Genomic DNA, 13,693 nt, shown 5'->3' on the forward strand with positions numbered 1-13,693 from the left:
ACCCGTGCCGAACGCGACGGGCGATGGCGCGAATCCGGCGTGGGTCGGTGTGCCGCCCGGGTGCACATGGCATAATGCGCCGTTGCCGAAGCGCGCCAGCGCGATCGGCACTGTCCCACCCTTGCGGAGCAACGCATGGCCCTCGCCATCCGCGACGTCGGCGAACACGATCTGGACGCGGTGCTCGCGCTCAACAACGCCGCCGGTAAATCCATCCTTGCGCTCGACGCCGTGCGCCTGCGCTATTTCTTCGACCATGCGGACTACTTCCGCGTCGCCGAGATCGACGGCCGGCTCGCCGGCTTCCTGATCGCGTTGCGCGAGGGCGGCGGCTACACCAGTCCCAACTACCGCTGGTTCGGCAAGCGCTACGACGCCTTCGTCTACATCGACCGCATCGTCATCGCCAATGCCTACCGTCGCCACGGGCTGGGCCGGGTGTTTTATTGCGACGTCACCAGCTTTGCCGAGGTGCGCGTGCCGCTGTTGGCCTGCGAGGTGTTTCTCGAGCCGCGCAACGACGTCGTCATCCTGTTCCACGGCACCTACGGCTTTCAGGAAGTGGGCCAGCAACGCATGGGCGACGATGGTCCGCTGGTGAGCCTGCTCGCCAAGGAGTTGCCGAGCTTCGCCTATGTGCGCGATCGTTGGCTGGCCCACGACGGCCTGCCCAAGGTGCCGTGGCTGGCCGAACGCTCCCATACTTCCCCCGCGTCGCTGCCTACCGGAACCCCTCGCGCATGAGCACCACCACGGATACCGCCGATGCCTGTGACCTGCGCTTTGGGCAAGTGGGGCTGGCCTGCGTACGGGTGTTTCGCGCCGACGCCGCGGCACTGTGCGCCGAGCTGGAACACCGCGTGCACAGTGCGCCGCAGCTGTTCACCCGCACCGCCGTGGTGCTTGACCTGAGCCACCTGTCGGCACTGCCGGATGACGGCGCCGTGGACGCGCTGCTCGAAGCGGTACGCAGTGCCGGCATGCTGCCGGTCGGCCTCGCCTACGGCACCAGCGAGACCGAGGCGCTCGCACGTCGCATGGGGCTGCCACTGATTGCCAAGTTCCGCGCCGCCTACGAGCCGGCAACCGCGGCACCCCAATCCACGCCACGGCATGCGACCGCGCCGGAACTGCCACCGCGCGAGCCCACCGAGCCAGCCGCGTCTCTGGCCAGTACGCTGCACCACGACGGCACCGTGCGCTCGGGCCAGCAGGTGTACGCGCAAGGCGGTGACTTGGTCATCACCGGCACCGTCGCCAATGGCGCCGAGGTGATTGCCGATGGCGACGTGCACATCTACGGCAGCCTGCGCGGCCGGGCCATGGCCGGCGCCCAGGGCAACACCAGCGCACGGATCCACGTGCACGATTTCCACGCCGAACTGGTCGCCATTGCCGGCCATTACCGCGTGTTCGAGCAGATGCAGAAAGACCTCGAAGGCCAATCCGTGCGATGCTGGCTCGACGGCGAGAAACTTCTGCTGGCCAAACTGTAAGTGGCCGCAGGTGCAGCAAACACAACGACAAGAACACCCCGGGAGATGGATCCTTGACTGCTGAAATCATTGTTGTCACCTCGGGCAAGGGCGGCGTCGGCAAGACCACGACCAGCGCCTCGCTCGCCACCGGCCTCGCGCGCGCGGGCAAGAAGGTTGCGGTGATCGACTTCGATGTCGGCCTGCGCAACCTTGATCTCATCATGGGTTGCGAGCGCCGCGTGGTGTACGACTTCGTCAACGTGATCCACGGCGAAGCCACGCTCAGACAGGCGTTGATCCGCGACAAGCGCCACGAAAACCTCTACGTACTGGCCGCCAGCCAGACCCGCGACAAGGACGCCCTGACGCAAGAGGGCGTGCAGAAGGTGCTCGATGGCCTCTCCGAGGATGGGTTCGACTACGTCGTCTGCGACTCGCCGGCCGGCATCGAAAAAGGCGCCCACCTGGCGATGTACTTCGCCGACCAGGCGGTGGTGGTGGTCAACCCCGAAGTGTCCTCGGTGCGCGACTCCGACCGCATCCTCGGCCTGCTGGCCAGCAAGACCCGCCACGCCGAGCACGGCGACCCCACCGTCAAGCAGCATCTGCTGCTCACCCGCTACAGCCCGGCGCGGGTCGCCAACGGCGACATGCTGAGCATCAAGGACGTGGAGGAAATCCTCGGCATCAGCGTGGTGGGGGTCATTCCCGAGTCCGAGCGCGTGCTGGCGGCTTCCAACGCCGGCGTGCCGGTGATTCTCGACGAAGCCTCGAACGCCGGCCAGGCCTATAGCGACACCGTGGCCCGCATTCTCGGCGAGGAGCGCGCGATGCGTTTCCTCGAAGTACCGAAAAAGGGCTTTCTGCAGCGCGTATTCGGAGGCTGAGGCCATGGGTATCCTGGACTTTCTGCGGCGCAAACCCGAAAACACCGCCGGCGTGGCGCGCGAGCGCCTGCGCATCATCGTCGCGCAGGAGCGTTCCAACCGCGGCGCCCCCGACTACCTGCCGCTGATGCGCAACGAACTGCTCGAAGTCATCAAGAAATACGTGCACGTCGACATCGAGGCAATCAACATCAACCTCGAACGCGACAGCGGCCACGAGGTGCTTGAGCTTTCGGTCGCCCTGCCCGAAGGCAAAACCGCGCCGACACCCGCCGCCACCTGATCTGCCGCCGTGCCGCTACGGCGCGGCCTGCCCCATGACCGACTCCACCGCCGACGCCGCCGTGTTGCGCCTTGCCGACATCGGCTTCGATGCGCCGCGCGCCCTGCTTGCGCGCTACCACCTCACGCTGCATGAAGTACCCGCCGACGCGCCGATCCCCGGCAGCTACTGGGGCGACGACGAGGCTGGCATCATCGCCAGCAACGTCTACGCGCGCGCTGCCACGCCGCTGCATTCGCTGTTGCACGAATCCTGCCACCTCATCGTGCTGCCGCCCGAAGTGCGCGCCAAGGTGCACACCGACGCCACCGACTCCCTCGCCGAGGAAGACGCCACCTGCTACCTGCAGATCGTGCTCGCCGACGAGCTGCCCGGTTTTGGCCGCGCGCGCGCCTTCGCCGACATGGATCGCTGGGGCTACAGCTTTCGCCTCGGCAGCGCGCGCGCCTGGTTCGAGCACGATGCCGAAAACGCCCGCAATTGGCTGATCGAACACCGCCTGCTCACCGTCGAAGGCGCACCGCGGGTGCCGTGATGCTGGAATGCCGGGATTCGGGATTCGGCATTCGGCATGCGGCATTCGGGAAGGACTGACCGCGCGAGTTTGCTGCTGCCCGCCTGACCCGCCCGTAGGCCGGAATTCATTCCGGCGAGCCGGGATGGTGGATACCGGATGGGGGATACGGCAGATCAAAAGCGTGGTGCACGCAGGCGACGCCTTCATGGACCGAATGCAGATCGGGTTCAATCCGCCGTGCCGGCAAAACCCGCTACGCTTCCGCCATGCGGCTCGGGCTTTCGCCCGACCACCGGGAGGCGGTCCATGGCCACGCGCAACCTCGTCGCGCTGTTTGACGGCACCTGGAGTCGGCCGGAATCCGGCACCAACGTCGAGCGCTTCTGCCGGTTGATCGCGCCGCGCGACGCCGCCGGCAACCCGCAAGTGGTCAATTACCTGCCCGGGGTCGGCACCGGACACGGCATCGGCCACCTGATCGGCCACCTCATCGGCGGCGCGTTCGGCTATGGCCTGTCCGCCAACATCAAGGACGGCTACCGCTGGCTGAGCGAAACGTTCGCCCCCGGCGATGCCCTCTACCTCATCGGCTTCAGCCGCGGCGCGTTCACCGCGCGCAGTCTGGGCGGCATGATTCGCAAATGCGGCCTGCTGCGCAGCGCGGATGCGGCGGGCGTCGACGCGGCCTACGCGTTCTACCGCGACACCCAGGTCAAGCCCGGCGACGATGCCGCGCGGGCCTGGCGCGCGGCACGATCGGTCGAAACCCGCATCCGCTTCATCGGTGTCTGGGACACGGTCGGCGATCTCGGCATCCCCGACACCGCCGCGTGGGTACCGTTTTCGCGCAAGCGCTACCAGTTCCATGACACCGACCTCTCCCGCATCGTGCAATACGCCTATCAGGCGTTGGCGCTGGACGAACATCGCGCCAATTTCAAACCGACCAAGTGGATGCGCTACCCCGCGACCATGGCGCCGGGCGAATCCCGCACCGCCAGGAAACCCGAACAGATCGACGTCGAACAGCGCTGGTTCGTCGGCTCCCACAGCGACATCGGCGGCGGCTACGCCCACGACGGCGCCGGCCACACTCCCGACCTCCTGCCCGATCTGCCGCTGGCATGGCTGCAAGCCAAAGCCCAAGCCGCTGGCCTCGCCAGCACCGCTCCGCTGGTTCCCGCAGACGCCGTTGCCGCCATCCCGCGCAACTCCTATGCCGAATTCCTGGGCGGCCTTTACCAACTTTTCCACCGCCCCTTCAACCGCACCTTCGGCACCGGCGTCAACGAAACCGTCGACCAGTCGGTATGGGCGCATGTGCGGGCGTTGGCGGGGTATGCGTCGGGGACGTTGGCCAATGCCATTGGCGACGACCTGGTGGCGCCACCTGCCGGTATCCGATGGCCGCCGACAACCGCGTGACTTGCCACCTTACGATTCCGCCCCAGGCCACCAACTTGTCGAGCGAGCTGGAGCCACGGCGCCGCGCAAGCGATTGCCCATCCAGGGCCACACCGATACCTTGCGTCACCAGCTGGGGCGGACGTTCGATCTGCGCAGCGATGGTCGATCCATCGCCAGTCGTGCCGGCGCCAATTCGGTGTTGCAAGGATCATCCAGGGCCATCCCGAAACGGTAGCCCCACTCGCTGCGGACAGCCACATCCCACGTGTGTCCGACCGCCAACCGTTCTAAGCTCGGCCCTCCACGGAGATGGCATGCCTCCGGTTCCCTCGGGAACGAACCGCCACGGCTTGACCTCGGGTCACCGCCTGCGCTGATGATGCCTGCGCCACCGGGTTCCGGCGGGGCAGGCGCGCCTGTCGTCGCGAACCCGCCACTTCGCACACAGGAGAGATACACACGTGAACATGGCTGGTTTTCTTGCCGTCGGGTTGGGCGGCGCGATCGGGTGCTGGTTGCGCTGGATCCTGGGCACTTTGTTCAACCCGCTGTTTCCCACGCTGCCGCTGGGCACGCTGGCCGCCAACCTTCTGGGCGGCTTCATCATGGGCTGCATGATGGGGGTGTTTGCGCACTTCCAGGCACTGCCGCGCGAGTTGCAACTTTTTGCGATCACCGGTTTTCTCGGCGGCCTCACGACGTTTTCGACATTCTCGGCAGAGGCGGACACGCTCCTGCTGCGCCAGCAATACCTCTGGTTCGGCACCCACGTGGCCGTACATCTGGTGGGCACGCTGAGCATGACGCTCGTGGGCCTGGCTCTTACCCGCAGTCTGCTGCGCGCCTGATACGGAGGATCGCACCATGACCACCGAAGTCACGCTGGACGGCGCCTACCTGCGCTTTTTCATGCACCAGAGCGCGCGCCAAGGGGGTCTGTTGGTTTCGCAATGGCTGCTGGAATTGGCGAAGAGCCACAAGCTCGGCGGTGGCTCGGTGTTTCGCGCCATCGCCGGCTACGGCCGTCACGGCGTGCTGCACCATGAGGCGTTTTTCGAGCTCGCCGACGACTTGCCGGTGAAGGTGGAGTTTCTGCTGCGCGACGGCGAAGCCGACACGCTGTTGCAACTGGTGCGCGAAGCCGGCGTGGAGCTGGTGTATGCGCGCACCCCGGCGCATATCGGCATCCTCAGCAAGGAGTGAACCGAACGATGGCTGCCATCTCCATGAAACAACGTGCCGAAGCCCTGCTGAAGCATGCTGGCATCCGCATCGACGGCGCCGCGCCCAGCGACATCCAGGTGCACAACTCGCGGCTGTACGCGCGGGTGTTTGCCCATGGCCCGCTCGGGCTCGGCGAGGGTTACATGGATGGCTGGTGGGACGCCGCCGACCTGCCCGGCTTCCTGACTCGCCTGCTCGGCGCGCACCTGGACGAGCACCTGCACACGCTGAACATGCTGGTGGCGCATCTGCGTGCGCGCTACTTGAACCGCCAGCGCGGCAAACGCGCCTTCGTCATCGGCAAGGCGCATTACGACCTGGGCAACGAACTGTTCGCGGCAATGCTGGGCAAGTACATGATGTATTCGTGCGGGTATTGGGCGCAGGCCAACACGCTCGACGACGCCCAGGCGGCCAAGCTCGATCTCATCTTTCGCAAGCTGCGGCTCGCTCCCGGCCAGCGCGTGCTGGACATCGGCTGCGGCTGGGGCGTGGCGCTGAAATACGCTGCCGAGCATTACGGCGTGGGCGGCGTCGGGGTGACGGTGTCGCACGCACAGGCCGCGTACGCGCGCGGGCTGTGCAAGGGTCTGCCGATCGAGATCCGCCTGCAGGATTACCGCGAAGTGCCGGAGACCTTCGATGCGGTGTATTCGATCGGCATGTTCGAGCACGTCGGCGGCAAGAACTACCGCAACTACTTTGAAACCGTGCGTCGCTGCCTGAAACCCGAAGGGCTTTCGCTGCTGCACTGCATCGGATCGAACAGCGCGCCGGCGCAGACCGACCCGTGGATCGAAAAGTACATTTTCCCCAACTCGATGATCCCGGCCGCGAGCCAGGTCACGGCCGCGCTTGAGGACCTGTTCGTGGTGGAGGATTGGCACAATTTCGGCGCCGACTACGATCGCACGCTGACCGCGTGGCAAACCAACTTCGACACTGCATGGCCGCAGCTTTCCGTTCATTACGACGAGCGGTTCCGGCGCATGTGGCACTACTACCTCGCCGCTTCGGCCGCGGTGTTCCGTTCACGCCGCGACCAGCTCTGGCAACTCGTGCTGAGCCCGCATGGGGTGCCGGGCGGCTACCGCGTACCGCGCTGAACCCCGCATGCGGCACCGCCTGGCCCGCCTGCTCCTCGCACTGTTGCTGTGCGGCCCGCTGGTCGCGCTCGCGCACCCGGCGTTGTGGGTAGTGCGGCAGGGCGCCACCACCGTGTACCTGTTCGGCACCATCCACGTGCTGCCGGCAGGCACCGCATGGCGGTTCCCCGCACTGGACGCAGCGCTGGCCAAAAGCGATGCGTTGTACGTGGAGATCACCGACGACAACGCGGCGAACATGGCGGCGCTGGTGCTGCGCTACGGGCTGGACACCACCCAGTCCCTGTCCAGCACGCTGCCGCCGTTCGACCGCGGGCGGCTCGAACATGCGGTGCGCCTCGCGCAGGTGCCCGGCGGCATGCCGGCGGTGAACCTGATGCGCCCGTGGCTGGCGGCGTTGACGCTCACCGTCACCCCGCTGCTCAAGGCCGGCTTCGACCCGGCCCTGGGCGTGGATCGGCAACTGCGCGCGCAGATGCAGGCTGCCGGCAAACCGGTGCGTGGGCTGGAAACGGCGGAGGAGCAGATCCGCTACCTCGCAGACATGCCCACCGCGCAGCAGCTGGCGTTTCTGCGCGCCACGCTGCGCGACCGCGACCATGCCGGCATGGACGTGCGCAAGCTGTTGGCAGCCTGGCTTGCCGGCGACACCGACACCATTGCGCAGCTGGAAAACACCGAGCTGCGCGAAGGCCAGCCCGCGCTTTACCAGCGTCTGCTGGTCACCCGCAACGCCACCTGGGCCGCGCGCATCGCGCATCTGCTGGATACGCCCGGCACCGTGTTCGTGGCGGTCGGCGCGGCGCATCTTGCCGGCCCGGACAGCGTGCAGGCGCAGCTCGAAAAGCGCGGTATCCGCGCCCAGCGCGAGTAGCCGCGCCCGCCGCGTCAAGCTGTTGCGCCCCGGCGCAAGCTGGCATCATCGGCCGGTTACGGGCAACGCGGCGCGACACCAAGCATGAATCTGCAGGCCAATTGCGAACAAATCCCGCTCAAGGAATACGTGGAGCGGGCCTATCTCGACTACTCGATGTACGTGGTGCTCGACCGCGCCCTGCCGTTCGTCGGCGACGGCCTGAAGCCGGTGCAGCGACGCATCATCTACGCGATGAGCGAGCTCGGCCTCGCCGCCAGCGCCAAGCCGAAAAAATCCGCGCGCACCATCGGCGACGTGATCGGCAAGTTCCACCCGCACGGCGACACCTCATGTTACGAAGCGATGGTGTTGATGGCGCAGCCGTTCTCCTACCGCTACCCGCTGGTGAACGGCCAGGGCAACTTCGGCTCGCCGGACGACCCCAAAAGCTTCGCCGCGATGCGCTACACCGAGTCCAAGCTGAGCCCGATCGCGGAAGCGCTACTGGGCGAGCTCGGCCAGGGCACGGTGGACTGGGTGCCCAACTTCGACGGCACACTGGAAGAGCCATCGTGGTTGCCGGCGCGCGTGCCACACGTGCTCCTGAATGGTTCGATGGGCATCGCCGTGGGCATGGCCACCGACATCCCGCCGCACAACTTGCGCGAACTCACCACCGCCTGCATCCGCCTGCTGGATGAGCCAAACGCCACCGTGGCGCAGCTGTGCGAACACGTGCAGGGCCCGGATTACCCCACCGCGGCCGAGATCATCACCCCGCGCAACGAGCTGCTCGCCATGTACGAGAGCGGCGTCGGCTCGGTGCGCGCGCGCGCCGTGTACACCCGCGAAGAGGGCAACATTGTCATCACCGCGTTGCCGCACCAGGTCAGCCCGTCGAAGATCCTCGAGCAGATCGCCGCGCAGATGCGTGCGAAAAAGCTGCCGATGATCGAAGACCTGCGCGACGAATCCGATCACGAAAACCCGATCCGCCTGGTGCTGGTGCCGCGCTCCTCGCGCGTCGACGCCGACGAGCTGATGCCGCACCTGTTCGCCACCACGGACCTGGAAAAGAGCTTCCGCGTCAACCTCAACATGATCGGTCTGGATGGCCGTCCGCAGGTGAAGGATCTCAAGAAGATCCTCATCGAATGGTTGAAATTCCGCACCGACACCGTCACCCACCGGCTGAACCATCGGCTGGAGAAAGTGGAGCGCCGGCTGCACCTGCTGGAAGGCCTGCGCATCGCCTACCTCAACCTCGACGAGGTGATCCGCATCATCCGCACCGAGGAGGAACCCAAGCCGGTACTGATGGCGCGCTTCAAGCTCTCCGAAGAGCAGACCGACTACATCCTCGAAACCCGGCTGCGCCAACTCGCACGGCTGGAAGAGATGAAGCTGGACGCCGAGCGCGAACAGTTGGAGGAAGAGCGCGCGCGGATCAACGTGCTGCTGAAATCCCCGGCCAAGCTCAAGGGGCTGATCAAGGACGAGCTGCGCGCGGACGCAGAAAAATACGGCGATCCGCGTCGCTCGCCACTGGTCGCGCGCGAAGCTGCGCACGCGCTGGACGAAAGCGCGCTGGTGGCGAGCGAACCCGTCACCGTGGTGCTGTCGAAGATGGGTTGGATTCGCGCCGCCAAGGGCCACGACGTGGACGCCGAAGCGCTCGGCTACCGCGAGGGTGACGGCCTGCTCACCGCGGTCAACGCGCGCACCACGCAACAGATCGCGGTGATCGACTCCACCGGCCGCGGCTACTCCACGTCGGCACACACCCTGCCCTCTGCGCGCGGCAATGGCGAGCCGCTGACCGGCCGCTTCACGCCGCCGGGCGGCGCCACGTTCGATGCGCTGGCGGCCGGCGACAACGACACCCGACTGGTGTTGGCCACCGACCTTGGCTACGGCTTCGTCACCCGCTTCGAGGCGCTCACCGGACGCAACAAGGCCGGCAAGCAGGTCATTACGCTCGGCGACGGCGCCAAGGTGCTGGCACCGCGCACCAGCAGTGACCCCGCACGCGACCGCATCGTGGTGGTCACCAGCGAGGGGCATCTGCTGATGTTCTCGGTGGCCGAGCTGCCCGAGCTCGATCGCGGCAAGGGCAACAAGCTGATCGAGATTCCCAAGAAACAGCTGGCCGAAGGCGAGCGCGTGGTGGGCATCGCCGTGGTCGCCGAAGGCAAGGGCGAAGTCACCCTGCACGCCGGCGCGCGCAAGCTCACCCTGCGCTGGGCCGACCTGGTGGAATACGGCGGCAACCGCGCCGGGCGCGGCGGCGTACTGCCGCGCGGGCTGCGCCGAGTGGAGCGGATCGACACCACGGGCTGAGCGCCTGAACCTCTGCATGCCGGTCGCGGTCAAATGACAGTTACGCACGGCAGGCTTGTGCACGCGCACGGCCTGCCGCGCGTTTTACCCGGCATCCCCGGAGCCTTTGTCATGCACCTGACCCGCATCGTCCTGATCGTCGCCGCCAACCTGATTGCTGGCGCGGCCTTGGCGCAATCCGCGCCGACCGCACCGCTCAACACCAAGCTGCCCCCGCAAACCGACCTGCCGCCGACCAGCCTGCCGGCCAGCGCGTCTACCGCGCCGGCACCAGCCAGCGCGCCCGGTGTGTATTACGGCGACACCAGCGGCGCCATCAGCCGCCCGCGCGATACCGAATTGGCCGACGCCCGCCGCTGCGACGACAGCACCTACGACAAGCCGCAGGTACACGGCAGCGTCGGCATGGGCGCGATGGGCGGCAGCCACATGAGCGGCAACTATCAGACCGGCACCATGAGCGTCGGCAAAAACCTCGGCAGCTGCGACGACCCCAAGGGCTCAGTCAACTTCTCCATCGGCGTGGGACAAGGCAACTTCCACGGGCGGCGGTGGTAGGAGCCGGGATGGGGGATGCGGGATTGGGGATTTGGCTAAGCGCGATGCGGCGAGTTGGCAGTCCGCGGCAAAACCGGACTGCCGATGATCCGCTGGATTTGCCGCTGGTGCCCTGGCCAAAACCTGCCATCGTGCGGATGAAGTTGCGACTGCTTCAAACCGACGGGCGCCCATCACGCCGAGCTAATCCGGTTGCGGATCAAATCGCCGGATTGATCTGACGGGCGCCTATCCGCGATGAACGCCACACCAGAAAACACAGCCATGGCAGCGTTGGCGCGGCTTCCAGGCCTGTTGCCGGATCTGGAGCAGCTCTACACCGACATCCACGCGCATCCGGAACTGTCGATGCAGGAAACCCGTACCGCGGGTATCGTCGCGGCGCGGTTGCGCGCAGCGGGCTTCGAGGTCACCACCGGCATCGGCAAGACCGGCGTGGTCGGGCTGCTGCGCAACGGCGATGGGCCGACGGTGATGCTGCGGGCCGACATGGATGCACTGCCGATTGCGGAAGCCAGCGGCGCGCCTTACGCCAGCACGGTCACGGCAACCGACGCGGAGGGCCACACGGTGCCGGTGATGCACGCCTGCGGGCACGACCTGCACGTCACCTGGCTGGCTGGCGCCACCGCGCTGCTGGCGCAAACGCGCGACTCGTGGAAAGGCACGCTGATGGCGGTGTTCCAGCCGGCCGAGGAAACCGCCGCCGGCGCGCAGGCGATGATCGACGACGGGTTGTTCAAGCGCTTTCCAAAACCCGACGTGGTGCTGGGCCAGCATGTGATGGTGGGGCCGGCCGGCGCCGTCGGCGGACGCACCGGCACCATCACCTCGGCGGCGGACAGCTTCCAGATCCGCCTGTTCGGGCGTGGCGCGCACGGCTCGATGCCGCAGACCAGCATCGATCCGGTGGTGATGGCCGCGGCCACGGTGATGCGCCTGCAGGGCATCGTGGCGCGCGAGATCGGTCCGACCGAAGCGGCGGTGGTTACCGTCGGCGCACTGCAGGCCGGCACCAAGGAAAACGTGATCCCGGACGAGGCCATCATCAAGCTCAACGTGCGCACCTTCGACGCCGGCGTGCGTGCGCGTGTGCTGGCCGCGATCACCCGCATCGTCAACGCCGAAGCGGCCGCCTCTGGTGCACCAAAGCCCCCGGAGATCACGCCGCTGGATCGCTACCCGCTCGTCAGCAACGACGAGGCCGCGACGCAGCGCGTGGCTGCGGCCTTCCGTGGGCACTTTCCTGCCGAAAGCGTCCACACGGTTGGGCCGGCTGCGGCCAGCGAGGATTTCGGCTCGTTCGGCACCGAATGGGGCGCGCCATCGGTGTTCTGGTTCGTCGGCGGCACCGATCCTGGGGTCTACGCGAAAGCCAAGGCCGCCAACCGCATCAACGAGATTCCGAGCAACCACAGTCCACACTTCTTGCCGGTGTTGCACCCGACGCTGGAAGCCGGGGTGGCAGCAATGCTGGTGGCGGCCTGCGCATGGCTGGCGGCGTGATCGCGCCCGCCTGCGGGTGGGTGCTGGAACGGACCACCGCGCATGCATGACGAGCTGATCCGCCTGCTGCTGGCCGTGCTCGATCTGGGTGGCACCTTCGTGTTCGCCATCAGCGGCGCCGTGGTGGCCGTGCGCAAGCGGCTGGATATTTTCGGCGTGATGGTGCTGGCGTTCGCGGCCGGCAACGCCGGCGGCATCACCCGCGACCTGCTGATTGGCGTGGCGCCCCCGGCCGCCATCGCCAGCTGGACGTATGTCGGCGTCTCCGTGCTCGCCGGCTTCATCGTGTTCTTCTGGGATCCGATCGTCACCCGCCTCAACCACCCGGTGCAGTGGTTCGACGCGATCGGCCTGGCCTTCTTCGCCGTGGCCGGTACGGAAAAAGCGCTGGTGCACGGGCTCAATCCGTTGATGGCGGCGCTGCTCGGCATGCTGACCGGCATTGGCGGTGGCATGCTGCGCGACGTGCTGGTGGGCGAGATCCCGGTAGTGCTGCGCGCCGACCTGTACGCGTTGGCCGCGCTCGCCGGCGCGGCAGTGGTGGTGGGCGCGCATCTGCTCGGCATCTCGCCGGTCGCCGGTACGGTCGTTGGCGGGCTGGCGTGTTTCGCGCTGCGCTACGGCGCGATCCGCCATGGCTGGCATCTGCCCACCGCGCCAGCAGACGACGCACGCCGCGGCACCCGCGGGCGCTGACGATCAGCCGAACTGCACGCTGAGCATCGACATCGAGGCGCCGTCGATGCCGCCGGTCGGGAACGTCGCCGGTTCTCCCGCATCGCTGGCACCCAGCACGTACAGCAGCGGCAGGTAGTGGTCGGGGGTCGGGATCGCGAGTGCGGCGTCCTGCCCCAGCGCGGCGTAGTTCACCAGTGCCGCATGATCGCCCTGCGCGATCAGCTCGCGCACCTTGGCGTCGAAGCGCAGCGTCCAGTCATAGGGCGCGGTCGACGGGTTCTTCCACGCATAGGCACGCAGGTTGTGCACCACGTTGCCGCTGCCGATGACCAGCACGTCTTCGTCGCGCAGCGGCCGCAGGCGGCGGCCAAGCTCGTAGTGGAACGCGGGCGGCTGCGTCGCGTCGATCGAGAGCTGCACCACCGGCACGTCGGCCGCTGGAAACACGTGGCGCAGCACCGACCAAGTGCCGTGATCCAGACCCCAGTCGAGATCCGCGCGCACCACGGTCGGATCGAGCAGCGTGCGCACGCGGCGCACCAGCTCCAGATCGCCGGGCGCCGGATATTCCACCTCGAACAGCTCGCGCGGAAAGCCGCCGAAATCGTGGATCGTCGGCGGTTTTGCCATCGCGGTCAGCGCCGTGCCCGGCTGATACCAGTGCGCGGAAACCGCCAGTACCGCGCGCGGTCGCCGCGGCAGCTTCCGGCCCATCTCGGCCCAGCCGCGGGTCCAGTCGTTGGGATGCAGGGCGTTCAACGGATTGCCGTGCCCGAAGAAGATCGTCGGCATCGCCGACGCACCGTGGTTTGTCATCGGGAAAGCTCCTCGGGCCAGCAGCCGGTGCGCTGCC

General features: G+C 67.3%; 15 protein-coding genes and 1 riboswitch. Of the genes, 14 read left to right on the forward strand and 1 reads right to left on the reverse strand.

Annotated features, from left to right (window positions below):
* The first annotated feature begins 135 nt into the window (after positions 1-135).
* From AC3WP6_RS11425 to AC3WP6_RS11490, 14 genes are all read left to right on the forward strand, one after another.
* A complete protein-coding gene (locus AC3WP6_RS11425) occupies positions 136-744 on the forward strand; it encodes a GNAT family N-acetyltransferase (protein ID WP_492627825.1) in 609 nt (202 codons plus the stop codon).
* Complete coding sequence (gene minC / locus AC3WP6_RS11430) at positions 741-1,496, forward strand: septum site-determining protein MinC (RefSeq protein WP_492627826.1); 756 nt, start codon at positions 741-743, stop codon at positions 1,494-1,496. The genes AC3WP6_RS11425 and minC overlap by 4 nt, the downstream gene beginning before the upstream one ends.
* A gap of 53 nt (positions 1,497-1,549) precedes the next feature.
* Positions 1,550-2,365: a septum site-determining protein MinD gene (gene minD / locus AC3WP6_RS11435; RefSeq protein ID WP_492627827.1), complete on the forward strand. Its 816-nt coding sequence runs from the start codon at positions 1,550-1,552 to the stop codon at positions 2,363-2,365.
* A gap of 4 nt (positions 2,366-2,369) precedes the next feature.
* Positions 2,370-2,648, forward strand: a complete 279-nt coding sequence (minE, locus tag AC3WP6_RS11440; protein WP_492627828.1) for a cell division topological specificity factor MinE — start codon at positions 2,370-2,372, stop codon at positions 2,646-2,648.
* Positions 2,649-2,682: 34 nt separating this feature from the next.
* On the forward strand, positions 2,683-3,183 hold the full coding sequence (locus AC3WP6_RS11445) for a hypothetical protein (RefSeq protein ID WP_492627829.1): 501 nt from the start codon (positions 2,683-2,685) through the stop codon (positions 3,181-3,183).
* 288 nt (positions 3,184-3,471) lie between these two features.
* On the forward strand, positions 3,472-4,590 hold the full coding sequence (locus tag AC3WP6_RS11450; RefSeq protein WP_492627830.1) for a T6SS phospholipase effector Tle1-like catalytic domain-containing protein: 1,119 nt from the start codon (positions 3,472-3,474) through the stop codon (positions 4,588-4,590).
* Between the two features lie 278 nt (positions 4,591-4,868).
* Positions 4,869-4,965: riboswitch (Fluoride riboswitch) on the forward strand.
* A gap of 74 nt (positions 4,966-5,039) precedes the next feature.
* Complete coding sequence (crcB, locus tag AC3WP6_RS11455) at positions 5,040-5,420, forward strand: fluoride efflux transporter CrcB (RefSeq protein WP_492628694.1); 381 nt, start codon at positions 5,040-5,042, stop codon at positions 5,418-5,420.
* 16 nt (positions 5,421-5,436) lie between these two features.
* Positions 5,437-5,775 (forward strand): DUF190 domain-containing protein, encoded by a 339-nt coding sequence (locus AC3WP6_RS11460; RefSeq protein ID WP_492627831.1) that lies wholly within the window; start codon positions 5,437-5,439, stop codon positions 5,773-5,775.
* A gap of 8 nt (positions 5,776-5,783) precedes the next feature.
* Positions 5,784-6,902: a cyclopropane fatty acyl phospholipid synthase gene (gene cfa / locus AC3WP6_RS11465; RefSeq protein WP_492627832.1), complete on the forward strand. Its 1,119-nt coding sequence runs from the start codon at positions 5,784-5,786 to the stop codon at positions 6,900-6,902.
* Positions 6,903-6,909: 7 nt separating this feature from the next.
* A complete protein-coding gene (locus AC3WP6_RS11470) occupies positions 6,910-7,776 on the forward strand; it encodes a TraB/GumN family protein (RefSeq protein ID WP_492627833.1) in 867 nt (288 codons plus the stop codon).
* A gap of 84 nt (positions 7,777-7,860) precedes the next feature.
* A complete protein-coding gene (gene parC, locus AC3WP6_RS11475; protein WP_492627834.1) occupies positions 7,861-10,098 on the forward strand; it encodes a DNA topoisomerase IV subunit A in 2,238 nt (745 codons plus the stop codon).
* A gap of 111 nt (positions 10,099-10,209) precedes the next feature.
* Positions 10,210-10,656: a hypothetical protein gene (locus AC3WP6_RS11480; RefSeq protein ID WP_492627835.1), complete on the forward strand. Its 447-nt coding sequence runs from the start codon at positions 10,210-10,212 to the stop codon at positions 10,654-10,656.
* Between the two features lie 264 nt (positions 10,657-10,920).
* Entirely contained in the window at positions 10,921-12,162 is a 1,242-nt protein-coding gene (locus tag AC3WP6_RS11485; protein ID WP_492627836.1) for a M20 family metallopeptidase, read from the forward strand.
* Positions 12,163-12,219: 57 nt separating this feature from the next.
* Positions 12,220-12,858: a trimeric intracellular cation channel family protein gene (locus AC3WP6_RS11490; RefSeq protein WP_492628695.1), complete on the forward strand. Its 639-nt coding sequence runs from the start codon at positions 12,220-12,222 to the stop codon at positions 12,856-12,858.
* Positions 12,859-12,861: 3 nt separating this feature from the next.
* On the opposite strand, the gene ygiD is transcribed toward AC3WP6_RS11490, so the two are convergent.
* A complete protein-coding gene (gene ygiD / locus AC3WP6_RS11495) occupies positions 12,862-13,656 on the reverse strand; it encodes a 4,5-DOPA-extradiol-dioxygenase (protein ID WP_492627837.1) in 795 nt (264 codons plus the stop codon).
* Positions 13,657-13,693: the final 37 nt, after the last annotated feature.

This window comes from Rhodanobacter sp. FW106-HT46G03 (assembly GCF_058789895.1).